The sequence below is a fragment of the Micromonospora sp. LOL_013 genome (assembly GCF_048060315.1).
Lineage (GTDB): Bacteria > Actinomycetota > Actinomycetes > Mycobacteriales > Micromonosporaceae > Micromonospora_E.
Map to the genome: position 1 here is coordinate 177,717 of NZ_JBHMIQ010000003.1, position 24,324 is coordinate 202,040.

Below are 24,324 nucleotides of genomic sequence, written 5' to 3' on the forward strand. Positions count from 1 at the left end.
ACGTCGACCCGGTGGTGACTCGTACCCCGATCGGAAGGCGACAGTTCGGTGACGGTTTCGACGCAGCCCGCCTGGGGCATCGGCCTGGCCACCTGCACGGAGCAGGGGCAGGTGCTGGACACCTGGTATCCGATCGGCCAGCTGGGGCTCGGCGAGCGTCCGCCAGCCGCGGACGGCAGCACACCCGCCGGGCTGCCCGGCGCAGTGCTCGGCCCCCGGGCACTGCCCGGACTGCGTACCGAGATCGTGGTCGTCGAGATCGGTTCGTTGGCCGACCCGATCGCCGACGCCGCCGACGCGTACCTGCGCCTGCACCTGCTCTCCCACCGGCTGGTCCGGCCGAACGAGCTCAACCTGGACGGCATCTTCGGCCGGCTGGCCAACGTCGCCTGGACCTCCGCCGGTCCGTGCCCGCCGGACCGGGTCGACGAGTTGCGGCTGATCGAGCGGGCCGCCGGGCGGCACCTGGCGGTGTACGGGGTGGACAAGTTCCCCCGGATGACCGACTACGTGGTGCCGTCCGGGGTGCGGATCGCCGACGCCGACCGGGTACGGCTCGGCGCCCACCTGGCATCCGGGACGACCGTCATGCACGAAGGCTTCTGCAACTTCAACGCCGGCACGCTCGGCACCTCGATGGTCGAGGGGCGAATCGTCGCCGGCGTGGTGGTCGGCGACGGCTCCGACGTCGGGGCCGGCGCGTCGATCATGGGTACCCTCTCCGGTGGCGGCACCGAAAAGGTCCGCATCGGCGAGCGCAGCCTGCTCGGCGCGAACGCCGGCATCGGCATCTCGCTGGGCGACGACTGCGTGGTCGAGGCCGGCTGCTACATCACCGCCGGCTCCAAGGTGACCCTGCCGGACGGCCGGGTGGTCAAGGCCCGCGAACTGTCCGGCGTCGACGGGCTGCTGTTCTGGCGCAACTCGGTCACCGGGGCGCTGGAGGCCCGGCCGCGCACCGGCGCCGGCATCCAGCTCAACGAGGCACTGCACGCCAACAGCTGACCGCGGACCGGTCGGTGCCCCACCCGCCGCTACGGGGCGGACAGGGCACCGACCGGCGCGGGTCAGCGCCGCGCGATCCGGTACGCCTGGATGATCGTCTGCCGTGCCGTGTTGCCGGCCCGGTCGGTGACCGACGCCCGCAGCGACACGAAACCGTCCCGGTCCGGATGGTGGACCATGGCGGTCCAGCCGGCCTTGGCGGACCGTACGTCGGCCGGCAGCCAGGTCCGCCCACCGTCGTAGGACACCTCGACGGTCGGCCGACGGATCCCGATCCCGACCACGCCCGGCTGGTGGGTGGCGGTGAACGGGATCTCCATCGCCCGCCCGGCGACGGCGGTGTTGCCGGCGTCCACCGACGGGGTGAACCGCACCGCCATCACCGGCAGGGCCGCCACCTGGTCACGGTTCACCGGACCGGACGGAAAGGTCCACGCCCCGCTGACCGACGTGGAAAAGTCCCCGACGTCGTGCGTCGCCGACACCTCAAGCCGGTAGTCGGCCTGGGCCCGGGGCACCGGGAACCGGCCGTAGCCCGGCTCCGGGCTATCCCCGATCAGCTTGCCGCTGCGGTACAGCGCGGTCCGCGCGGTCCGCGACACCACCCCGCCGGGGTGGCCCTGCGCGTCGCCGAACATCGGCACCTGAACGTCGACGACGTTGCCCCGCCGGCTGACCCAGGCACCGTCGCCCGAGACGGCCGGGAACACCGGCCCGTACGGCGCCAGGTTCCAGGTGTCCAGGGTGCGTTTGCCGGGCTGGTGGCGGCTCGGCGGCGAGACCAGCACGGCGGTGTACTCCGGCCAGAGCTGACCCTCCACCGCCCGGCCGAACTCCAGGGAACTCTCCCAGGTCGACGTGCTCGACACGCTGTAGTGCTCCACCCGCACGCTGGGTAGTTCGACCGGGGTCACCAGCGCCCATCCCCCGATGTCCCGCTCGCCGTGGCCGGGGAAGACCAGCCGGTCGGTGAGGTCGCCGTGGCTCACCCCACGGAACCGGTGCCGGACGGTGGCCAGGTCCCGGGGACGGTAGTGCCTGGTGAACCCGTTGGGCAGCCGGTCGGCGAAAAGCTCGCTCAACCCGTAGAAGTACGGGCTGGCCGTGAACCCGTCCGCGCCGTCCGGTCGCAGCCACTGGCTGGCGATGCTGGCGGTGAACTCGCCCGCGCCCGACGGCCCGCCCTCGTGGGCGGCGGCGAGCCCGTCGAAGGTGTCAGCCAGCACTCCGATCCCAGCACCCGCGTCCGGGGTGCGGTACTGGAAGCTGATGTCGACCAGCGCCGGACGCGCGGTCGACTCGGGCACGGTCATCCGGACCGGGCGGGCGGTACGCGCGTCGAACAGTACGGTGCGGTCACCGTCCAGCCGCAGGTTCGACCGGACCAGGACGGCGAGCTCGTACTCCTGTTCGCCGGTCTGGCGTTGGATCACGCTGGACAGTCCGTACCGGCCGGCGGGCAGCCGGGCGGTGACCCGGCCGGAGCCGTCCGAGGTCCACGGCATCGCGTCCGCGGGCTGGTCCAGGCCGACCGCGACGGTCCAGTAGTCGTCGGTCGCCACGCCGGCCTGGTCGACGTGGACAAAGGTCAAATCGTAGCTTTCCACCTCTCGGTGGACGCCGAACGGGGTGACGACGCGCTGGCCGGCGCCGGTGGCGACCAGATGGCCGGAGTAGTAGCCGTTCGGGCCACCGACGCTGGTGTCCGCGGTCAGGGTGGCAGCGGCGGTGCCGCCGGCCGGTACGGTCACCGTGTCGGCACCGGCCCGGAACATCTCCGCCGGCGCGCTGCGGCCGGTCGGGCCGACGGCTTCGACGGAGAGGGTCAGGGTCTGCGGCTCGCTGCCGGTGTTGCGGTAGGTGACCTTCTCGACGATCGCCGGGTCGTCGTGGTGCGGCCAGTCGGCGCGGCCGAACGATACGCTGGCCGGTCGGCTGATCAGCTCCTGGGTGACGGCGCGGGCGACGTCCACCCGGCCGGCACCCTGCGGGTACGCTCCGGTGCCGGACCGTGGCGCGGCCGACGCCATCAGGCCGGCCTTCAACCGCACGGCGGTCCAGTTCGGCCGCCGCTGGGCGAGCAGCGCGGCGGCTCCGGCCACGTGCGGCGCGGCCATCGAGGTGCCGGAGGCGGCGACGTAGTGCTCGTCGACCGGATCGGCGAGGGTGGTGCCGGCGGCGCGGGCCGCGACGATCCCGACGCCCGGGGCGGTGAGATCCGGCTTGACCGCGTCGTCACCGGTGCGCGGGCCACGGCTGGAGAAGTCGGCGAGCGTGTCGTCGCGGTCCACCGCGCCCACGGTCAGCGCCGCGTCGGCGCTGCCCGGCGAGCCGACGGTGCGGTCCTCGCCGGAGTTGCCGGCTGAGATCACGAAGAGCGCGCCGGTCTGCGCGGTGAGCGTGTCGACCGCCTTTTCCAGCGGATCGGTCTGCGCAGTGTCCGGGCCACCGAGACTGAGGTTGACGACGGTGGCCCGCTGGTCGGTCGCGGCCCACTGCATCCCGGCCAGAATCGCCGACTCGGTGCACCAGGACGACTCGCACACCTTGCCGGAGATCAGGGTGGCGTCGGGGGCCACACCACGGTTCGCCCCGCCCGAGGCGGCACCGCTGCCGGCGATGATCGAGGCGACGTGGGTGCCGTGGCCGACCCGGTCGGCCGGGTCCGGATCGTCGGTGAAGTTTTCCGACCGGGCCACCTTGCCGGTCAGGTCGGGGTGGTCTGCGTCGACTCCGCTGTCCAGCACCGCGACGGTCACCCCGGCACCGGTGAATCCGGCGTCGTGAGCGGCCGGCGCACCGATCTGCCCGACGCTGCGGTCGAGCAGCAGTCGCCGTCGGCCGTCCAGCCAGACCCGGGCCAGGCCGGAGGCGGTGGCCAGGGTTCCGGCGCGGCCGGTGGCCTCGCCGGGCGGTACCGGGGCGGTGCCGGTGACCGCCGCCCAGAAGTCGGTCGCCGCGTGCTTGTCGGCGGTCAGCGCGGCGCCGCCGATCGCCGGCAGGTCCCGGGTGATCCGCGCGCCGGCAAGGCCACCGGCGTCCCGGCGGGCGGCGTCGGCCGGGGCGGCGTACTCGACGAGCAGCGGCAGCCGAGCGGTGGCGGCGTCGTGGTAGCCGTACGAGATCAGGTCGGTGACGTTGAACAGTCGCCGGTCCAGCACGCCGGCGCGGATCAGCGGCTGCGCGTCGGCTGGTACGACGTACCGGCCGTCGGAGCTCTGGTAGGTGTGGAACCGCAGGTGGTTGCGGCCTGGGGCGGGTTGGACAGCGGTGCCGGCGCTGGTGACGACGACCCGGTCCCCGGTGACCAGGGTGACCGCGGTCGCGGGGTCGGTACGGACCCGGCTGACCGGGTCGTCGAGGGTCGGTGCCGGGCGGGCGGCGGCCGGTCCCGGCCGTCCGACACCGACCAGCGTCGCGGCCAGTACGGCGACGAGAGCGGCGGCTTGGACTCTCCTGGATGGATTGGACATCGTGAACCTCCCCGGTAGACGCCGCAGCGGCGTCAGGGTCGTGATTCCGAAGCCCCAGGATTGCATACCTGGTATGCACCGACCCGGCCCGAAACTCGGGGCAATATGGACATGATTTGCACTCTGAGTCGCCAAGCTACTACTTGTAGATGATCTATGGGTGGGTCAACCCGACCGGCCGGCCACCGGCCAGCCAGGCCGCCGCGTCCGCCTCGGCGAGCGGCCGGGAAAACAGATAACCCTGCCCGAAGCCGCAGCCCAGATTACCGAGCAGGTTCCGGTCGACAACCGTCTCAATGCCCTCTGCCACCACCTGCAGACCGAGCGAGTGCGCCAACCGGATGATCCCGTCCACCAACGACCGCTGCCGTTGCGAGAAGGCCATCTCCGCGGTGAACGAACGGTCAATCTTGAGCACGTCGATAGGCAGCTGACGCAGGTAGCTGAGCGAAGAGAACCCCGTACCGAAATCGTCGATGGCCAGCCGGACACCGAGCTCGCGCAGCTGCGCCAGGTCCGCCCAGACCTGGTCGTCGTTCTGCAGCAGCAGACTCTCGGTCAGCTCCAGCATCACCGAGTCCGCCGGCAACCCGGCGGCGATCAACTCGCGACGGACCTTGCCGGTGAAGCCGGCCACCCGGAACTGCCGGGCGGAGACGTTGATGCTGACATACGGAGCCTCGCCCACCGGCAGAGCGGCCCGCCACTGGGTGACAGCGGCGAGCGCCCGGCCCAGCACCCAGTCGCCGATCGGCTCGATCAGCCCGGTCTCCTCGGCCACGTCGATGAACTGGTCCGGCCGCAGCAGCCCCAGGCTCGGGTGCCGCCACCGCAGCAACGCCTCCAGCCCGACGGCGTTGCCGCTGGACAGCTCGACGACCGGCTGGTACACGACGGCGAAGTCGGACTCCGGCGCCGACCGTTCCAACGCGGTACGCAGCTCCATCCGCCGGATCAAACTCACGTGCAACGCCGGCTGGTACCGCCGCCAGCGTCCCTTGCCCGCACCCTTGGCGACGTAGAGGGCGAGATCCGCGTGCCGCAGCAGCTCGTCGGTGCCCTCGGCGTCCGAGGTGGTGGCGACCCCGACGCTGACCGCGCCACCGACCATCCGGCCGGCGAGCCGGAACGGCTCGGTGAAGGCCGCCACCACCCGCTGCGCCGTCTGCTCCACCTCGGCCGGGTCGGTTGCGTCGTCGACCAGCGCGGCGAACTCGTCACCGCCGAGCCGGGCGGCCGCGTCGGCCGATCCCAGCGTGGCCGCCAACCGGTTCGCCACCGCGACCAGCAACTCGTCGCCGGCCTGATGGCCCATCGTGTCGTTGACCACCTTGAAATCGTCAAGATCGATGAACAGTACGCCGACCGCGTACCCGCCGCGCTGGGCGCGGGCCACTGCCTGCTGCACCCGGTCGTGGAACAGCACCCGGTTCGCCAGACCGGTCAACGAGTCGTGGAACGCCCGGTGAGTCAACTCCTGCTCCAGCCGACGCCGCTCGGTGACGTCCCGCAGGGTGAGCACCAGACCGCGAACCGCCCGGTCCGACCGCAGGTCACGGCAGCTCACCTCGACCTGCACGGTGCTACCGTCGGCGTGCCGCAGCCGCCAGTCCGGCCAGTCGTGCGGCTCACCGGAGGAGCGGACCAGGGCCAGCCCTTCGAGCACCCGGCCGTGGTCGGGCGGATCGACCAGGTCGGTCAGCGGGCCGCCGCCCGGTGCCGGCCGACCGAGCACCGTCTGCACCGCCGGGCTGGCGTACCGGACCGCGTCGCCGTCATCGACGATCAGAATGATGTCCACGCTGTTCTGCACCAGGGCCCGGAAGTACACCTCCGCGTCCCGCCGGTTGATCTCGTCACCCAGCCGGATCCGTTCCAACGCCATGTTGGCGTGACTGGCCAGCACCTCGATGGCGTCGCGCAACGCGTTGAGGACGCCGGTCTCGGCCGAGACCAGCAGAACCCCGGCTCGCGGACCGGTCACGTCGGGCCGCGGCTGCGCCGGCACCGGACCGGGTAGCCGCTGCTCCGGCAGCACCAACGGGCAGAGCAACGCGAACGGAAACGACCCGAGCTGGTGGGCCAGCATCGGGGTCAGGGTCGGCCGACGCAGCAGCCGGGTGCGTCGCACCGCAGCGGTCGACGGCAGCAACGTGCCGGTCGCCGTCGCCGGCACCGACGGCCCCCAGACGCTGCTGGCCAGCGCCGGTACCCCGCCGGTGCGGTTGAGCACCAGCACCAGGCGGTGGTCTACGCCCTCCGGCACGATCCGGGCGATCCCGGACCGCACCGCGCGATCCACCTGCGCCGCGTCGGCCGCCGAGACCAGGGCGGCGCACGCGTCCCGCAGCCCCTGCTCCCGGCGGACCGTCTGACGGTGTGCCGCGAGCACGTCACCGAACCGGCTGAGCACCAACGCGAAGACCACCGCCGAGGTGATGGCCAGCATCGCCCCGTCGCGGATCCGCCCGGTCATCGCCTCGATCAGCAGAATCGACGGCGAGATCATGGTTGCCAGGACCAGCAGCACCGCCCACGGCCGGCTGATCTTGCCCGGCTCGATCTCCGCCGGCTCGGAGAGCTGCGCCATCGACGGATGCAGCCCGGCCGCTCCCCAGGTCAGATACGTCAGCAGCCAGCCGAGTTCGATCGGCCCGCCGGGCTGCCACGGCTCACCGAGCGTCGTCAGTCCGTACAGGATGTCGCCGGTGAGCATGCCGGCACCCCCGACGAGCAGCAAAACCAGGGCCGGGGTCCGTGGATTCGTCGCCAGCAGGCGAATCATCACGGCCAGAATCAACAGATCACCGAGGGCGTACGCGGCGAGGATCGATCGTTCGAACGGCTCCATCCCGGGAGCGGTGATGTACGGACCGATGATGAAGATCCAGGCCAGAAGCGCGGCGGTGCACAGAAATGTGAGGACGTCGAGCAGCCGCGACCGGTCGCCAAGCATCTGGTTGCCCCGGGTCAGCATGAACAGGCCGACGGCGGTGAGGGCGAATACCGTCAGATAGCACAGCTCGGTGACGATTGAGCCGGGAAGAATCGCGTAGGTCGTGTCGCCGGCGGCGAGCATCACCACTGCGGCGGCGAGACTCCACCACGCCGCGGCCCGTTTCGGCCGGTAGCGCCGGATACCGAAGAAGATTCCACCGGCGCTCATCACCCCGAGCGCCGGCCACAGCACCGGATGCCAGCCGGGGGCGAGAAGGATCCCGGCGGACAGCAGGATCATCACCGTGGCATATCCACTGGTGAGCTTCCGGACCGACACGGGCCTCCCCTCAGGCCGGACGTCAACACGTGGCAACGCCTACAACTGACCCATTGACGCCCGGGCGATCCATTCACCGCCGGGCAACACATCCACCGCTCGGTTTACCAGTCCGACAACGCGTTGGCCATACTTCTGCCGGGCAATGGTCGGCAACGATGAGACGTCGATCCGGATCGGGAAGTTCGCCGGTCACGTTGGACGCAGTACCGCCGGAGCAGAGATGGTGAATCGGGCCTCCACGACTGCCTGCACCGTCTGCACCTGCGGGTCGAGGTCGAGCTGCGGCGCGGCATCCGCCATCTCGGTCGCGGCGAACGCCCGGGGGGCGCCGCGCAACACCACCGGCTGCGGCGCGGACATCCCGTGGTCGGCCAATTCCACCAGGCCGGTCACCTCCGCCCCGAGCGCGTCGGCGTAGTCGCGTGCCCGGGTGATCGCTTCGGCGATCGCCGCCCGACGGGCCTGGCCCAGCTCAGGACTGGTCGGCCGCAGCGACCACCACGGACCACTGACCTGGACCTGGTCCTGGCCGGCCAGCCGCATCATCAGCTCACCGAGCACAGTGAAGTCAACAACCGTGACGGTGGTGGTGACGCTGGCATGGTAGGCGACAACCCGTTCCCCGGAGCGTCGCCACTCAGGCCGCACCAGCAGCGCACCGGACTCCCGGCGCTCGATCGCCGGCCCGTACCCGTCGATCAAGGTACGGACCGCGTCGCCCCGCTCGGCGAGCCGGGCGAGGGTGCCGGAGCGGTCCTTGCCCCGGGCGACGGCGGTCACCCCGAACCGGGCCAACTCGGGTGGGACCTCCCGGGTCACCTCACCGCGCACCGACACCATCGGAGCATCCATCCGGCCAGCCTAGTCGAGCCGGGCGACCGCCGTCGCCACCCGCTCGTCGGTGGCGGTCAATGCGACCCGCACATGGCGCTGCCCGGCCGGGCCGTAGAAGGCACCCGGCGCGACCAGGATGCCGCGGGCGGCGAACCAGTCGGCGGTCGACCAGCTGTCCTCGTCCCGGCTGGCCCACAGGTAAAGACCGGCGGTCGAGTGGGAGATGGTGAAGCCGGCCGCGGTGAGCGCCCCTCGGAGCCGGTCCCGGCGGGCAGCGTACCGCCGACGCTGGTCGGCCACGTGCCGCTCGTCGGTGAGCGCGGCGACCATCGCCGCCTGCACCGGAGCCGGCACGATCATGCCAGCGTGCTTGCGCACCGCGAGCAGGTCGTCGACGAGCCGCGGCTCACCGGCGACAAACCCGGCCCGGTAGCCGGCCAGGTTGCTCCGCTTGGACAACGAGTGCACGGCGAGCAGACCGGTCGGATCACCGCCGCAGACGTCGCCGCTGAGCACCGAGACCGGCTGCGCCTCGAAGCCGAGGGTCTGGTAGCACTCGTCGCTGGCCACCACCGCCCCGCGCTCGCGCGCCCAGTCGACAACCTTGCGCAGATGCCCGCTCGGCAGCACCTGGCCGGTCGGGTTGCCCGGCGAGTTGACCCAGACCAGCCGGACCCGGCTGGACGGCCCGAGCGCGGTCAGCGAATCGGTCCGTACCACCTCGGCCCCGGCGAGCCGGGCGCCCACCTCGTAGGTCGGGTAGCAGACGGACGGCACCACCACCACGTCGCCGGGACCGACCCCGAGCAGGGTGGGTAGCCAGGCGACCAGTTCTTTGGAACCGACCGTCGGGAGCACACCGATCCGGTCGCCGACGGCACCGCACTCGCGTACGCACCAGTCCCGGATGGCCTCGCGCAGTCGCGGGCTGCCGGCCGTCATCGGATAACCCGGGGTGTCCGTGGTGGCAGCCAGCGCCTGCTGGACCACGGCCGGCACCGGGTCGACCGGCGTACCGACCGAGAGGTCCACGATGCCGTCGGGGTGCCGGGCGGCACGCTCCTTGACCGGGGCCAGCCGATCCCACGGAAAGTCCGGCAGGCCGGCGGCCGGTGACCCGCCGCCGGTCGGCGCGGACCGCCCGGCGGCCAAGCCCTCCCGTGCCCCGGTCAGTGCGCGTCCCCGCGCGCCGGCTGGGCCGCGACGAACGGCGTATCCTTCTCGATCTTGCCGACCTTGGAAGCACCGCCCGGCGAGCCGAGATCCTCGAAGAACTCGTAGTTCGCGGTGGTGTACTCCTTCCACTGCTCCGGCACGTCGTCCTCGTAGAAGATCGCCTCCACCGGGCAGACCGGCTCGCATGCACCGCAGTCGACACACTCATCGGGGTGGATGTACAGCATCCGATTGCCCTCGTAGATGCAGTCGACCGGGCATTCCTCGATGCACGCCTTGTCGAGCACATCGACGCACGGCTCGGCGATGATGTAGGTCACTGGCCTTCCTTCCCGCACGACATGCCGCGATCGCCCGCGGCACTGACGAGCCTAGTATCTCGCCGGGGAGGGGGTCGATCGTGCTCCGGCCACAAGATGTGGGACACCGCGTGGTAGTCCGAAAAATTATAGGTGTTGGCGGAGATCGTCCGCTCTATACCGACCTACTCGGCCTGCTGGCCGAGCTGACCGAGACCGAACTCACGGTGCTGACCCGCAACGGGCCACGCCGGGTCGCACTCGCCGACGTGCACCGCAGCAAGCTGGTGCCGCCGACCGCCAGTCCGGCGGCCCGTCGCGCGGCGGACCGCGAATCCGCCGCCGTCACCGAGCTGGAACGGGCCGCGAACCAGACCTGGGCGGCGCCGGTACAGCAGCGGCTCGGCGACTGGCTGCTGCGCGCCGCCGACGGCTGGACCGGCCGGGCGAACTCGGCGCTGCCACTCGGCGACCCCGGCTGCCCACTGCCGGACGCGGTGGACGCGGTCACCGCCTGGTACGCCGAGCGTGGCCTGCCGGCACAGGTCAACGTGCCGCTGCCAGCTGCCGCCGAGGTCGCTGGCGAACTTGCCCGCCGAGGTTGGCGCAGCGGACCGTTGGTGCTGGTGCAGACCGTGCCGCTGGCCGACCTGCTGGCCCGTACCGCCGGGCTGGGCGAGGACGCGGCAGGCGGTTCACCCGGCGGCGGGCCGCCGGTACGGCTGGACCACGCGCCGTCGCAGGAGTGGCTCGCCCTGGTAGCGGCCCGCAAATCGGCCGGCGACCCGCTGCCGGCCGCCGCCCGCCGGCTGCTCACCGACGCACCGCAGGTGCGCTTCGCCCATCTGTACGCCGACGGCCGGCTCGTCGCCATCGCCCGGGGCGCTGTCGACGCCGACCACCGGTGGTGTCAGATCGCGCTGCTGGAGGTGCAGCCGGCGGCCCGGCGGCGGGGGCACGCCACCCGGATGCTGCGGGCCGTCGGCCGGTGGGCCGCCGACGAACTGGCCACGCCGACCGCGTTCCTCCAGGTCGAACAGCACAACCCGGCGACCGCCCTGTACGCCCGGCTCGGCTTCACCACCCACCACGTCTATCTGCCGTGGCAGCCGGCGGTCAGCGACGAACCACGCGACGGGGCTTGTTGAGCTTGGTCTCGGCGTACCGTTCCAGCGACTTGGACCGGTGGTCCCAGCCGAGTGTGATCAGCACCAGATAGCCGAGCAGCACCCCGCCGGTGGAGAAGCCGGCGTACAGCCATACCTGGGCGAAGAACGCGCCCGCCCCGGCCGAGAACGGATGGTCGCCGCTGACGAACGGCCCGACGAAAATGGTCGGCACCAACGCCGCCAGGATCGCCGCCGCGGCGTCACCGCTCCACCGCTCGACCGGGCGGTCCCGCCCCCAGACGAAGGCCACCGAGCCGAGCACGACACCGATCACCACGAACATCGCGAACGAGAGCCGGTCCTGCGTCTGCGGATCGGTGTCGATCCCGAAGCGGACCACCAGCCGGGCCACCACATTGACCGCGAACAGCACCCCGGCGAGTACGCCGACCGGCAGCCAGCGCTGCCTCATCTCCACCTCCCGCACCCAGACCCGCACCGCGTCCACGGCACGCCGGACCGCGCGGGTGTGTTCTCCGGACCCCTATATTCGTACCGAGGATTGTAGGAGCCGACACCCGGTCGCGTCAGCCTCCGTCGCTGCGGCGGGCCGGCTGGGCCAGGATCATCCGGAACGCGAGGACGGCGAAGGCGATCGCCCCGGTGAAGATCACCGCGAAGCCCACCCAGTTGTCGCCGGCCAGCAGAATGTCCCCCTCGGTGGTGCCGCCAGCGGCCAGCACCATCACCGCGAACCAGGCCGCCGCCGGCAACGTCATCGCCCACCGGGCACCCACCGCGCGGATCGCGAACCAGCTCACCAGCACGTTGCCGGCGATCGCCAGCAGCACCGACACTCCGACCAGGTGCCCGCCGACCCGTACCGTGGCCAGCAGCAGCTCCAGGACCGCGGACAGCACCGCCGCGACCGCCGCGACCACCCCGCCGACCGTCCGCAGCCCCAGGTCCACCAGCTCACGCAGGCGGGTAGGGGCCGGAGCCGTCGCCACCGGCGGCGACGGCTCCACCGCCGACACCTGGCCGGAGACACCGGGCGAGGTCACGGCAGCGGCACCTCGCCAGCCGGCAGCCCAGCGAACAGGTCGGTCTCCCAGCCGTACGGGCCGTCGCCCGGACCCTGCCGGCCGGCACCGAGGACGAAGTACTCGTAGCCCATGAACTCGCCGCCGACATTGCCGGCCAGCGCGTAGAGCCACGAATCGGCCGGGATCTGGCTGGCATGCGCCCGCATGGCGGCCTGCTTCGCCTGGTAGTGGGCGGTGCCGTCGATCCGCGCCGCGATCTGCGGATCGGGGGTGCCGAACGGCAGGTCGTCGACGTGTTCGACGCCGGCGAACGGGTTGTTCGACGCGCCCCGGAACGCGTCGATGCCGGCGGCGAGCACGCTCTTCGGCATCGCGGTGAAGTAGATCTTGTCGGGGGCGACCCCCTCGGCGGCGGCCAGTTCGGCGGCGCGCATCGTCACCCGGTGGGCCTGGATGTGGTCGGGGTGACCGTAGAAGCCGTTGTCGTCGTAGGTGACCACCACCTGCGGCCGGGTCTCCCGCAGCACCTCGAGCAGCAACCCGGCGGCCTCGTCCAGGTCGGCCTGCCAGAACGCCCGTGGGTGGTCGTTGGTGGGCAGGCCCATCATCCCGGAATCCCGGTACCGGCCCGCACCGCCGAGGAACCGGTGATCGCTCACTCCGAGCGCCGCACAGGCGGCGTCGAGCTCGGCGATCCGGTACCCGCCAAGCTGGTCGGCCTGATCAGGGGCCAGCCCGGCGAGGCGCGGCAGGTGGATCTCGCCTTCCTCGCCGAGAGTGCAGGTGACCAGGGTGACCTGCACTCCGGCGGCGGCGTACCGGGCCATCAGGGCACCGGTGCCGATCGTCTCGTCGTCCGGATGGGCATGAACCAGGAGAAGCCGTCGCGCGGCGGCAGGGTCGGTCACTCCGGCAACTTTACGCCGGATGGGCACCGGAGTGGATTAACGGTCTCATCGCTGATCAGCCGGTTCTACGATCCGGGAGTGGAATCACCGGAGCCTGCCGCCCGTACCCGCAGACCTGTCCGGGGCGCCCCGCACGCGGTGACCGTGGGCGCCGACGGCGCCCGCGTGGTGTTCCTGCGCTCCACCGGCCCGCACGACCCGGCCGCCGGTCTCTGGTCGTTCGAGGTCGACAGCGGCGAGCAGCGTCGGATTGCCGACCCGACGATCCTGCTCGGCACCGGGAACACCGCCGGTGCGAGGAACACCGCCGATGCGGGGATCACCCGGTACGCCACCGACCCGGCCGTCCGGGTCGCCGTGTTCGTCCTTTCCGGCCGGCTGTTCCGGGCCGACCTGGTGACCGGCGACGTGATCGAGGTACCGGTGGTCGGCTCGGTCACCGACGCCCAACCGGACCCGACCGGCAGCCGGATCGCGTACGTGTCGGACAACGACGCGGACCCGGTCGGACCGGCCGGCGCGACCGGCGGATCCGGCCGCGATGAACCGGCCCACGACGGATTCAGCGGCAACGGGCGGGCCGGCGACCCGCACCGCGACGGTGCCGGCAAGCTCCGGGTCGTCCACCCGGACGGCCGCGACGTGCTGCTCGCCGGCGAGGACGGCGACATCACCTGGGCACTGCCCGACCCGGCGGCGGTCGACTTCGGCCGGGACCGCGGCTACTGGTGGTCACCGGACGGCCAAAGCATCCTCGCCGCCCGGGCCGACCGTACCCGGCTGCCCCGCTGGCAGTACGCCGACCCGGCGCAGCCGCAGCTGCCGGCCCGCAGCCGGCCGTACCCGATGTGCGGTGGCCCGAACGCCGAGGTGACCCTGCACCTGCTCGACCTCGACGGCGGCTGGGTCGACGTGCACTGGGACCGGGAGACCTACCCGTACCTGGTGTCGGTCGACTGGTCCGACGGCGGCCCGCTGATCACCGTGCTGCGCCGGCTGCAGCAGCACGGTCTGGTGCTGTCCATCGACCCACGCACCGGGGAGACCCAGGTGCACGCCGAGCTGGCCGACCCCCGGTGGGTGGAGCCGATCCCCGGTACCCCGTGCCACCTCTCCGACGGTCGGGTGCTGGTCGGCGGGGAACTCGCCCACGACGGGTACGACGCTCGCTGCCTGTTCGCCGACGGCACCCTGCTCACCCCGGCGGCGCTGTACGTACGCCGGGTGGTCGGCCGGCTGCCCGGCCGGCACACCAGCCCGGACCTGCTGATCGAGGCGAGTGACGGGGAACCCAGCGAACAGCACCTCTACCGGGTCCGCACCGCGGCCTCCTCGGGTGGCCTGGACGCGGTCCGGCTCACCAGCAGCCCCGGCTGGCACGTCGCCGCGGTCGGCGGTGCCGTACTGGCCGTCGGTTCGGCCACCCTGGACCAGCCCGGGGTGCGTTGGACGATCTGCCGGGACGACACCGAACTCGGCGTGCTGCGGAGCCTGGCGGCCACCCCGGCGGTGACGCCCCGGCCCACGCTGCAACGGGTGACCGACCGCCGGCTGCCGTCCGGTGTGCTGTACCCGCACTCGCATGTCGCCGGCCGGCGGCTGCCGGTGCTGCTGGAGGTGCACGGCGGACCGGGCCACCAGCAGGTCCGGGCCGAGCGGGCGGGCTGGCTGGCCCGGCAGTGGTGGGCCGACGCCGGCTTCGCCGTGGTCACCGTCGACAACCGGGGTACGCCGGGCGTCGCGCCGAGTTTCGAAAAGGTGGTGCACCGGCGGCTGGCCGACGTGCTGCTCGCCGACCAGGTGGACGCGCTGACCGCGATCGCGGAGAAACATCCCGACCTCGACCTGGACCGGGTGGCGGTGCGGGGCACCGGGTTCGGCGGCTGGCTGGCCGCGCTGGCCGCGCTGCGCCGCCCGGACGTGTTCCGGGCCGCCGTGGCGCGCGACCCGGTCGCCGACTGGGCGTTGCTGCGCAGCGGGTACGCCGAACGGTTCCTCGGACTGCCCGAGGAGGGCGGCGAGATCTATCCGCACCACAACCTGGTGGAGGTCGCCGCCGAACCGGTGACCGGCAGCGACGAGCTCCGCCCGCTGCTGCTGGTGCACGGGCTGGCCGACGGCGCCGTGCCGGTGGCGCACACCCTGCGGTTGTCCGCCGCGTTGCTGGCCGCCGGCCGACCGCACGCGGTGCTGCCGTTGGTCGCCGGCACCGACCCGGACGCGGCCACCGTGCTGCGCGCCGAACTCGCCTTCGTCCGGCAGACGTTGGGACCGCTCGGCTGAGCGGCCGCCAGCGGGCGTCGGGATCGCCCGGCCGAGCCGATGTCGCATAAGGTCACAGGGTGACCCAGTTCGAGGTGGCGACGGCCGCCGTGCAGGCGGCACTCGACGCCGGTGCCCGGTACGCCGACGCGCGGGTGATGCACCGCCGTTACGAGTCGATGACCGCACGCAACGGTGATATCGAGGCGCTGGTCCAGCACAGCGACGCCGGTCTCGGCGTCCGCGCACTGGTCGGTTCCAGTTGGGGCTTCTACGCCGTACCGGATCCGTCGCCGGCGGCGGCGCGGGCTGCCGGTGGTCGGGCGGCGAAGATCGCCGCGGCCAGCGCTCAGGTGCCAGGGCCGCCGATCGACCTGGTGCCGGCCGGGTCCGGCACCGCGAGCTGGGCCAGCCCGTGCCGGATCGACCCGTTGTCGGTGCCGCTGCCGGACAAGGGCGATCTGCTGGTGTCGGCGACCCGCACGATGCTCGACCACGGCGCCGACCTGGCCGAAGGGCTGTACCAGATCTGGGACACCGAAAAGTGGTTCGTCTCCAGCGAGGGGCACCGGATCGACCAGCGGATCCGCGAGTGCGGTGCGGGGTTGTCCGCGACGGTGATCGGTGACGGGGAGACCCAGCGCCGTTCCTATCCGAGCCACCGCGGCCAGTACGGCACCAGCGGCTGGGAGCTGGTCGACGACCTGGACCTGCCGGCGCACGCCGCGCGGATCGCCGAGGAGGCACGGGCGCTGCTCACCGCGCCGGCCTGCCCATCCGGGGAGACCACGCTGATCCTCGGCGGGGAGCAGATGGCGTTGCAGATCCACGAGTCGGTCGGGCACGCCATCGAGCTGGACCGGATCCTCGGCTGGGAGGCCGCCTTCGCCGGCACGTCCTGGCTGGACCTGGCCCAACTCGGCAGCCTGCGGTACGGATCCGAACTGATGAACGTGACGATCGACCCGACCATCCCGGGCGCGTTGGGCAGTTTCGGGTTCGACGACGAGGGCAGCCCGGCGGTCAAGCGGGACGCGGTCCGGCAGGGCCGGTGGGTCGGCGTACTGGCCGGGCGGGACTCGGCCGCCGTCGCCGGCCTGGACCACGGCGGCAGCGTGCGGGCGGACGGCTGGTCACGGCTGCCGATGGTCCGGATGACCAACGTCGGTCTGGAGCCGGGGCCGCACACGTTGGACGAGATGATCGCGGCGACCGATCACGGGGTGCTGATGGACATCAACCGATCCTGGTCGATCGACGACAAGCGGCTCAACTTCCAGTTCGGCTGTGAAATCGGCTGGGAAATCCGCAATGGCAAGTTGGGGCGGATGCTGCGCAACCCGACGTACACCGGAATTGGCCCGGTGTTCTGGCGGTCGATGGACATGCTGTCGTCGGAGAGCGTCGCCTGGGGGACGCCGAACTGCGGCAAGGGCCAGCCCGGTCAGGTCGGGCACACCGGGCACCCGGCGGCGCCGGCCCGGTTCACCAACGTCCGGGTGGGGGTACGCGGGTGAGTCTGGACGCGGGGCTGACCGGCGCGGCGACGTCGCCCGCCGAGACCGATCTGGCCCTCCGGGTGGTGGCGGCGGTCCGCCGGGCCGCCGGGCCGGGTGCGCAGGCCGAGGCGTACGTCAGCCACCGGGCGCTGGCGCTGACCCGGTTCGCCAACTCGTTCATCCACCAGAACGTCGCCGAGGCGGTCACCACAGTGTGGCTGCGGCTGCACGTCGACGGCCGGACCGCGATCGGTTCGACCACGCTGACCGGTCCGGACGGGTTGGCCGACCTGGTCGAGCGCACCTTGGCGGCGGCCCGGCTCTGCCCGCCGGATCCGGCCTGGCCGGGGCTCGCCGGACCGGCGCCGCTGCTCGCGGCCGGGTCGTGGGACGAGGCGACCGCGCAGGCCGGCCCGGCGGAGCGGGCTGCCCGGGTGCGGGACTTCGTCGCGGCCGCCGGCGGTCTGGAATGCGCCGGGTTCTGCCGTACCGTGCACCGGTCGACGGGGTTTGCCAACAGCGCCGGGCAGACCGCCGGCGGCCGGGCGGCGGAGGCCGCGATGGACGGGATCGCCCGGACCGACGGCGCCGACGGGGTGGCCCGGCAGGCGGCCGACCGGCTGGCCGAGATCGACGGCGCGGCGCTGGGTGCCCGGGCGGCGGTGAAGGCCCGGGCCGGCCGGCACCCGGTCGATCTGCCGCCTGGGCGCTACCCGGTGGTGCTCGAACCGACCGCGGTGCTGGATCTGTTGCAGATGCTGGCCCGGCACGGCTTCGCCGGCAAGGCGCACCACGAGCGGCGGTCGTTCGTCCGGCTCGGCGAGGCCCAGTTCGACCCGGCCATCACGCTGGTCGACGACCCGGCCACCGGCGGCGGGCTGCCGTTCGACGCCGAGGGCACCCCGACCGGCCGCACGGTGCTGGTGGACGCCGGCCGATCGACGGCGCTCACCCACGACCGACGGACCGCGGCGGCAGCCGGCACCGCTTCGACCGGACACGCGGCACCGGGCAGCGTCGCGTGGGGGCCGGTGGGTCAGCATCTGCGGCTGCTTCCGGCCGGCGGCCGGCAGTTCGCCAGCGACGACGGGCCGGCGGCTGGCGGCAGTGCGGCGCTGCTCGGCGGTGTGCAGCGCGGTCTGCTGGTGACCGACCTGTGGTACACCCGGATCCTCGATCCACGCAGCCTGGTGGTGACCGGTCTGACCCGTAACGGTGCGTGGCTGGTCGAGTCAGGCGAGATCGTGGCGGCGGTCCGCAGTCTGCGGTTCACCCAGTCGTATCCGCAGGCACTCGCGCCCGGTGCGGTGCTGGGTCTGGGCTCGGAGTTGCGCCGGCTGCCGGACAGTTGGGACGACACCTCCTGGCACGCGCCGGCTCTGCACCTGGCGGACTGGCAGATCACCGGCGGCGCCGCGGGCTGACCCGGCGAATTGCGAGATTGACGACGCTACGCGGATTACTTAGGTTAGGCATACCTCATTCCTGAGGGTCAGCGACGGGCGGTGCGGGCTGGTCGACCGCGCCGCCCGTCACCCCTGACGACGCGTTCGCTGTCAATCTGTGACCGACGCCGCTCGGGATCCAGTGAGCTTCTGCACATCCACCCCCATAGCGGCGGGCCGGGCTTTCGTAACCGACGCGATACCGGCGAGACTCCCTTGCGCATACGGCCGCCGGTACTGGGCGTAACGTGTGCACCGGACCAGCGCCCGCCGATGCGTGTGGTGCGGGTTCCGGAGCACGCGGTCGCACGGCATCTGGGCTCTGCCCTGCTACGCCACAGACCGGCCGAAGATATCCGGGTCCGCCCTTGCACGGGTCGGGCCCCGTCAGGGAGACAGGATGACGACTACGGCAACGATGCCGGGGCAGGCGCGGGCGCGCGCCGCCATCGCGGCGAAGACGTTGCGCACCGACCGGTGGTGGCTACCCCCGCTGATCACCGTGATCGGACTCGGTGCCTGGGTCACCTACGCCACTGTCCGTGTTTTCATGCACGACTTCTACTGGGTCCAGGAGCACCACTACCTCACCCCGTTCTACTCACCGTGCGTCACCGAGCGCTGCGTACCGGAGGCGGCGCACTTCGGCCGGTTCCTACCCGGCTGGTGGATCATCCCGGACGCGGCGCTGACCCTGCCGTTCCTGCTGCTGTTCCGGCTGACCTGCTACTACTACCGCAAGGCCTACTACCGGGCGTTCTGGCTCTCCCCGCCGGCCTGCGCGGTCCCGGACGGCCACCAGCGCTACACCGGTGAGACCCGCTTCCCGCTGATCTTTCAGAACGTGCACCGCTACGCCTTCTACGCGGCCGCCATCATCTCGCTGATCAACACCTGGGACGCGGTACTCGCCTTCGACGGCGAGAACGGCTTCGGCGTCGGCCTGGGCAACGTCGTCCTGCTCGGCAACGTGGTCATGCTCTGGGCGTACACCCTGTCCTGCCACTCCTGCCGGCACATCGCCGGTGGCCGGCTGAAGCACTTCTCCAAGCACCCGGTGCGCTACCGGATCTGGACGTTCATCTCCAAGCTCAACGTCCGGCACATGCAGCTGGCCTGGATCACCCTCGGCACCCTGGCGCTGACCGACTTCTACGTGATGGCGCTGTCCGCCGGCTGGTTCAGCGACCTGCGGTTCTTCAACTAAGGGCTTGGACGATATGACTACCCGAATCGAACGACACCACTACGACGTCGTGGTCATCGGTGCCGGCGGCGCCGGACTGCGAGCGGCGATCGAGGCCCGGCTCGCCGGCAAACGCACCGCGATCATCTCCAAGTCGCTGTTCGGCAAGGCGCACACGGTGATGGCCGAGGGTGGCGCCGCCGCCGCGATGGGCAACGTGAACAGCCGGGACAGCTGGCAGGTGCACTTCCGCGACACCATGCGCGGCGGCAAGTTCCTGAACAACTTCCGGATGGCCGAGCTGCACGCCAAGGAGTCACCGCAGCGGATCTGGGAACTGGAGACGTACGGCGCGCTGTTCGACCGTACGAAGGACGGCAGGATCTCGCAGCGCAACTTCGGTGGCCACGAGTACCCGCGACTGGCCCACGTCGGTGACCGCACCGGCCTGGAGCTGATCCGCACCCTGCAGCAGAAGATCGTCTCGCTGCAGCAGGAGGACAAGCGGGAGTACGGCGTCCACGACGCCCGGATCAAGGTCTTCGCCGAAACCACCATCACCGAGTTGATGCTGGAAGACGGGCCGGACGGGTCCCGGGTCGCCGGCGCCTTCGGCTACTACCGGGAGAGCGGCGAGTTCGTCCTGTTCGAGGCGCCGGCCGTGGTGCTGGCCACCGGCGGGGTCGGCAAGTCGTACAAGGTCACCTCGAACTCCTGGGAGTACACCGGCGACGGGCACGCGCTCGCCCTGCGGGCCGGCGCCACCCTGATCAACATGGAGTTCCTGCAGTTCCACCCGACCGGCATGGTCTGGCCGCCCTCGGTGAAGGGCATCCTGGTCACCGAGTCGGTCCGGGGCGACGGCGGGGTGCTGCGCAACACCGACGGCAAGCGGTTCATGTTCGACTACGTCCCCGACGTGTTCCGCAAGCAGTACGCGGAGACCGAGGAGGAGGCGGACCGCTGGTACACCGACCCGGACAACAACCGGCGTCCGCCGGAGCTGCTGCCCCGTGACGAGGTCGCCCGGGCGATCAACAGCGAGGTCAAAGCCGGTCGCGGTACGGAGTCCGGCGGCGTGCTGCTGGACATCGCCAGCCGGCTGCCGGCCGAGGAGATCCGCCGCCGGCTGCCGTCGATGTACCACCAGTTCAAGGAGCTGGCCGACGTCGACATCACCAAGCAGCCGATGGAGGTCGGGCCGACCTGCCACTACGTGATGGGTGGCGTCGAGGTCGACCCGGACACCGCTGCGGCGGCCGGCCGGATCAGCGGCCTGTTCGCCGCTGGCGAGGTCTCCGGCGGTATGCACGGCTCCAACCGCCTCGGCGGCAACTCCCTGTCCGATCTGCTGGTCTTCGGCAAGCGAGCCGGTGAACACGCGGCCGCGTACGTCGGTGGGCTGGACCGGCGGCCGAAGGTCTCGGCCGACGAGGTCGAGCAGGCGGTGGACCAGGCCCTGGCGCCACTGTCGCGCGACACCGGGGAGAACCCGTACACCCTGCAGCAGGATCTGCAGGCGGTGATGGGCGACCTGGTCGGCATCATCCGGCGCGAAGGTGAGCTGGCGGATTCGCTGGTCAGGCTGACCGAGCTGCGCGAGCGGGTGGCCAAGGTCAGCGCCGCCGGCGGCCGGCGCTACAACCCGGGCTGGCACCTGGCGCTGGACCTGCGCAACATGCTGGTGGTGTCGGAGTGCACCGCCAAGGCCGCGCTGGAGCGCACCGAGTCCCGGGGCGGGCACACCCGCGAGGACCACCCGACCATGGCCCCGACGTGGCGCACGGTCAACCTGGTCTGCTCGCTGGACGGCGACACGGTCAAGCTGGAGCACCAGCCGCTGCCGAAGATGCGCCCGGAGCTGATCAAGCTCTTCGACCGGGCGGAGCTGGCCAAGTATCTGACCGACGAGGAGTTGGCGGAGTTCGACGCGCTGGCGCAGGACGCGCTCGCTGAGGAGGCGGACAACTGATGGGCACCAAGCGCCACTTCAGGGTGTGGCGGGGCGACGAGACCGGCGGCGACCTGCAGGACTACCAGGTGGAGGTGAACGAGGGCGAGGTCGTCCTCGACGTCATCCACCGGCTGCAGGCCACCGAGGCTCCGGATCTGGCCTGCCGGTGGAACTGCAAGGCCGGCAAGTGCGGCTCCTGCTCCATGGAGATCAACGGCATGCCGAAGCTGGGCTGCATGACGCGGATGTCGACGTTCGAAGAGAACGAGACGATCAGCGTCAGCCCGCTGCGGACCTTCCCGGTGATCCGCGACCTGGTCACCGACGTCTCGTTCAACTACCAGAAGTCGTTGGAGACGCCGGCGTTCAGCCCGCCGGAGGACCTGGCCCCCGGCGAGTACCGGATGCAGCAGGTCGACGTGGAACGCTCGCAGGAGTTCCGCAAGTGCATCGAGTGCTTCCTCTGCCAGAACACCTGCCACGTGGTGCGTGACCACGAGGACAACAAGACCGCTTTCTCCGGTCCCCGGGTGTTCATCCGCGCCGCCGAGCTGGACATGCACCCGCTGGACACCAGGACCGACCGCAAGCAGTACGCGCAGGCGCAGCAGGGGCTGGGCTACTGCAACATCACCAAGTGCTGTACCGAGGTCTGCCCCGAGCACATCAAGATCACCGACAACGCGATCATCCCGATGAAGGAGCGCGTCGTCGACCGGCGGTACGATCCCCTCGTGTGGCTCGGCAGCAAGATCTTCCGGCGGGGGCAGAACGGCGCGGCGGCGAGTGGACCGGCGCTCGGTGAGTCCGGCCTGGACCAGCCGGCCGCCACGACCGCCGGGCTGCCGGCGGACGGCGACCACAGCGCGGCGGCCGACGCCGAGCGCGGGGTCAACTGGCACCGCCAGGTGCCTCGCCCACAGGCGGCGGCAGTGGACGAAAAGGGCCACCTGCCAATCAGTGAGCTGGCGTTCGACAAGCCGGCCGCGCCGTCGCCGTTCGGTGAGGACGTCACCTTCCCGCTGCCGGACAAGTCGCTCAACTACCACCACCCGGACCAGGACCGCTGAGCCGGTCTCACCGACCAGAGCCAGCTGACCGCCCCTCCCGGTGCTTCGTGCGCCGGGAGGGGCGGTTTTTTTTCGGATTGCCGGCTGCGCCACCGGGGTTGCCGGCCAGCCATCGACGGTCGCAACATCCTCGGTGGAGCCGGGAACGGACCTTGTCCACCGTTTCCGTCGTGGGGCGGCGTCGGGCCGCCGGGCCCACGGCACCAGCCCGTGCTGCGGGCTGCTCGCCGAAGGACTCCCCCACCATGATCCCGCTCCGGCTCCGGCGCCACCGCCTGCCCGCACTCATCGTCGCCGCCCTCGTCGTCGCCGGCGTGACCGTCGTCTGCTGGCACCGGACGCCGACGCCAGCGAACTCTGCGGGCGGGCCGACACGATCGACATCACCGACAAGCGGTACGTGGTGATGAACAACGTCTGGGGTGCGGACACCCCGCAGTGTCTGACCGTCGACGCGGCCGGCCGGTTCGAGGTGACCCACCCCGAGCACGACAAGCGGGACGGCTCCGCCGCCGCCTACCCGACCATCTACCAGGGCTGCCACTGGGGCAACTGCACCGTCGGCAGCGGCCTGCCGATCAAGGTTGGGCAGTTGCGCTCCGCCCGGTCCGACTGGACGATCGATACCCGGGGCGCCACCGGCCGCTGGAACGCCACGTACGACCTGTGGTTCCACACCGACGCCAACGCCCACCGCTCCCCCGACGGCGCCGAACTGATGGTCTGGCTGGATCGGGCCGGTGGGGCCGAGCCGGCCGGGACGCTGGTGGCGCGGGGAGTGCCCCTGGCCGGGGCGACCTGGGACGTCTACTACGCCGACTGGCACTGGAACTACGTGGCGTACGTGCGTACCACGCCGGTCGACGAGGCGCGGGACCTGGAGTTGGCGGCGTTCACCCGGGACGCGGTGGGCCGCGGCTACCTCGACCGGGACTGGTACCTCAGCGGGGTCGAGGCGGGCTTCGAGATCTGGCACGGCGGCGCCGGGCTCACCTCCCGGTCGTTCCAGGTCGCGATCAACCTCTGATCGGCCGTCGCGCTGTCGGGTCAACCGGCCGAGAGGGAGAGCGTCGCGCCGATGTGGTCGTCGTTCTCGACCGACTCCGCCAGGAGCCACGCGACCTGCCCACGAGCCACTTTCATGCTGCGGGTCGCACCGGTGGTCGAGACGAACGGCGGCTCGGTCGTGTCGTCGTCGGTGAGGTTCACCGGTTGAACTGCGGTCCAGTCCAGGCCGCTGGACCGTACAATCCGCTCCTGCCGCTCGGTGTCGACGATCTGCGGTCGCAGAAGCGCCCAGAAGACCAGTCGTTGGAGCATGGGCAGGTGCGTTCGGGTGGGTCCGACGCCGTACGACGTCTGCACCACCAACCGGCGTACGCCGTGACGGCGCATCGCCTCGACAACGACACCGGTCCCCCGGGAACGGACATCCAGCGACGTGTGCGCCGGACCACGCAGCCGGACCCGCACCGGGTTCTCGCTGATACCGAGCGTGACGATCACCGCGTCCTGACCACGCACCGCATCGTCGACATCGCCAGGGTCGGTGGCGTCGCCGTTCAACCCGCGCAGCGAGCCGCCATCGACCGGACCGGCCACAGTCGACGCGTTTCGCGAGAACGCGGTGACCTCGTGACCCCGGCGGCCAAGTTCCCGTACCGTGGCACGGCCGGACCCACCGGACGCACCGACCACCAGTACCTTCATCGTTTCTCCCCTTCGTCGCTGCCGCCAGCGAGCGGCTCCCCATCGACAAAATCAGTTCGGGGCCGGCG

General features: G+C 71.7%; 17 protein-coding genes and 2 pseudogenes. 10 read left to right on the forward strand and 9 right to left on the reverse strand.

Features of this window, described 5'->3' with window-relative positions:
• Positions 1-48: 48 nt before the first annotated feature.
• Entirely contained in the window at positions 49-1,005 is a 957-nt protein-coding gene (gene dapD / locus ACFHWS_RS03860) for a 2,3,4,5-tetrahydropyridine-2,6-dicarboxylate N-succinyltransferase (RefSeq protein ID WP_416552218.1), read from the forward strand.
• 62 nt (positions 1,006-1,067) lie between these two features.
• Here dapD and ACFHWS_RS03865 read toward each other — a convergent pair whose 3' ends face one another.
• The 5 genes from ACFHWS_RS03865 to fdxA all read right to left on the reverse strand — a co-directional run bounded on the left by ACFHWS_RS03865 (position 1,068) and on the right by fdxA (position 10,088).
• Complete coding sequence (locus tag ACFHWS_RS03865; RefSeq protein WP_416567638.1) at positions 1,068-4,478, reverse strand: S8 family serine peptidase; 3,411 nt, start codon at positions 4,476-4,478, stop codon at positions 1,068-1,070.
• Positions 4,479-4,632: 154 nt separating this feature from the next.
• A complete protein-coding gene (locus tag ACFHWS_RS03870) occupies positions 4,633-7,755 on the reverse strand; it encodes a putative bifunctional diguanylate cyclase/phosphodiesterase (protein WP_416552216.1) in 3,123 nt (1,040 codons plus the stop codon).
• Between the two features lie 192 nt (positions 7,756-7,947).
• Positions 7,948-8,610 carry an SIMPL domain-containing protein gene (locus ACFHWS_RS03875; protein ID WP_416552215.1) on the reverse strand — a complete coding sequence of 221 codons (663 nt, stop codon included), beginning with the start codon at positions 8,608-8,610 and terminating at the stop codon, positions 7,948-7,950.
• A 9-nt stretch (positions 8,611-8,619) separates the two neighbouring features.
• The gene (gene dapC / locus ACFHWS_RS03880) at positions 8,620-9,744 is read right to left on the reverse strand and encodes a succinyldiaminopimelate transaminase (RefSeq protein ID WP_416552214.1); all 1,125 of its coding nucleotides are present in this window, start codon (positions 9,742-9,744) and stop codon (positions 8,620-8,622) included.
• A 17-nt stretch (positions 9,745-9,761) separates the two neighbouring features.
• Positions 9,762-10,088: a ferredoxin gene (fdxA, locus tag ACFHWS_RS03885; protein ID WP_233606480.1), complete on the reverse strand. Its 327-nt coding sequence runs from the start codon at positions 10,086-10,088 to the stop codon at positions 9,762-9,764.
• Between the two features lie 80 nt (positions 10,089-10,168).
• On the opposite strand from fdxA, the gene ACFHWS_RS03890 reads away from it, so the two are divergent.
• Positions 10,169-11,215 carry a GNAT family N-acetyltransferase gene (locus ACFHWS_RS03890; RefSeq protein ID WP_416552213.1) on the forward strand — a complete coding sequence of 349 codons (1,047 nt, stop codon included), beginning with the start codon at positions 10,169-10,171 and terminating at the stop codon, positions 11,213-11,215.
• Here ACFHWS_RS03890 and ACFHWS_RS03895 read toward each other — a convergent pair.
• The 3 genes from ACFHWS_RS03895 to mshB all read right to left on the reverse strand — a co-directional run bounded on the left by ACFHWS_RS03895 (position 11,184) and on the right by mshB (position 13,130).
• Positions 11,184-11,648: a hypothetical protein gene (locus ACFHWS_RS03895; protein ID WP_416567653.1), complete on the reverse strand. Its 465-nt coding sequence runs from the start codon at positions 11,646-11,648 to the stop codon at positions 11,184-11,186. The two genes, ACFHWS_RS03890 and ACFHWS_RS03895, sit on opposite strands and share 32 nt — an antisense overlap.
• Before the next feature lie 115 nt (positions 11,649-11,763).
• On the reverse strand, positions 11,764-12,240 hold the full coding sequence (locus ACFHWS_RS03900; protein ID WP_416552212.1) for a hypothetical protein: 477 nt from the start codon (positions 12,238-12,240) through the stop codon (positions 11,764-11,766).
• Positions 12,237-13,130, reverse strand: a complete 894-nt coding sequence (mshB, locus tag ACFHWS_RS03905) for an N-acetyl-1-D-myo-inositol-2-amino-2-deoxy-alpha-D-glucopyranoside deacetylase (protein ID WP_416552211.1) — start codon at positions 13,128-13,130, stop codon at positions 12,237-12,239. Before mshB ends, ACFHWS_RS03900 begins: the two co-directional genes overlap by 4 nt.
• 78 nt (positions 13,131-13,208) lie before the next feature.
• Here mshB and ACFHWS_RS03910 point away from each other — a divergent pair, with 78 nt between their 5' ends.
• The 8 genes and pseudogenes from ACFHWS_RS03910 (at position 13,209) to ACFHWS_RS03945 (ending at position 23,573) form a co-directional block, all read left to right on the forward strand.
• The gene (locus ACFHWS_RS03910) at positions 13,209-15,413 is read left to right on the forward strand and encodes a prolyl oligopeptidase family serine peptidase (RefSeq protein WP_416567639.1); all 2,205 of its coding nucleotides are present in this window, start codon (positions 13,209-13,211) and stop codon (positions 15,411-15,413) included.
• 59 nt (positions 15,414-15,472) lie between these two features.
• Positions 15,473-16,909 carry a TldD/PmbA family protein gene (locus ACFHWS_RS03915; protein WP_416567640.1) on the forward strand — a complete coding sequence of 479 codons (1,437 nt, stop codon included), beginning with the start codon at positions 15,473-15,475 and terminating at the stop codon, positions 16,907-16,909.
• Positions 16,910-16,923: 14 nt separating this feature from the next.
• On the forward strand, positions 16,924-18,315 hold the full coding sequence (locus ACFHWS_RS03920; RefSeq protein ID WP_416567654.1) for a TldD/PmbA family protein: 1,392 nt from the start codon (positions 16,924-16,926) through the stop codon (positions 18,313-18,315).
• Between the two features lie 421 nt (positions 18,316-18,736).
• Positions 18,737-19,543, forward strand: a complete 807-nt coding sequence (locus ACFHWS_RS03925) for a hypothetical protein (RefSeq protein ID WP_416567641.1) — start codon at positions 18,737-18,739, stop codon at positions 19,541-19,543.
• Between the two features lie 13 nt (positions 19,544-19,556).
• Complete coding sequence (locus ACFHWS_RS03930) at positions 19,557-21,494, forward strand: fumarate reductase/succinate dehydrogenase flavoprotein subunit (RefSeq protein WP_416567642.1); 1,938 nt, start codon at positions 19,557-19,559, stop codon at positions 21,492-21,494.
• Positions 21,494-22,246, forward strand: a pseudogene (locus ACFHWS_RS03935) (succinate dehydrogenase/fumarate reductase iron-sulfur subunit); the annotation flags it as partial. The gene ACFHWS_RS03930 and the pseudogene ACFHWS_RS03935, both read left to right, overlap by 1 nt.
• 93 nt (positions 22,247-22,339) lie before the next feature.
• Positions 22,340-22,546, forward strand: a pseudogene (locus ACFHWS_RS03940) (succinate dehydrogenase/fumarate reductase iron-sulfur subunit); the annotation flags it as partial.
• Positions 22,547-22,679: 133 nt separating this feature from the next.
• The gene (locus ACFHWS_RS03945) at positions 22,680-23,573 is read left to right on the forward strand and encodes a GH12 family glycosyl hydrolase domain-containing protein (protein WP_416567643.1); all 894 of its coding nucleotides are present in this window, start codon (positions 22,680-22,682) and stop codon (positions 23,571-23,573) included.
• A 20-nt stretch (positions 23,574-23,593) separates the two neighbouring features.
• Here the strand turns inward: ACFHWS_RS03945 and ACFHWS_RS03950 are convergent, their stop codons facing one another.
• Positions 23,594-24,256 carry an NAD(P)-dependent oxidoreductase gene (locus tag ACFHWS_RS03950; protein WP_282233990.1) on the reverse strand — a complete coding sequence of 221 codons (663 nt, stop codon included), beginning with the start codon at positions 24,254-24,256 and terminating at the stop codon, positions 23,594-23,596.
• Between the last annotated feature and the right edge of the window lie 68 nt (positions 24,257-24,324).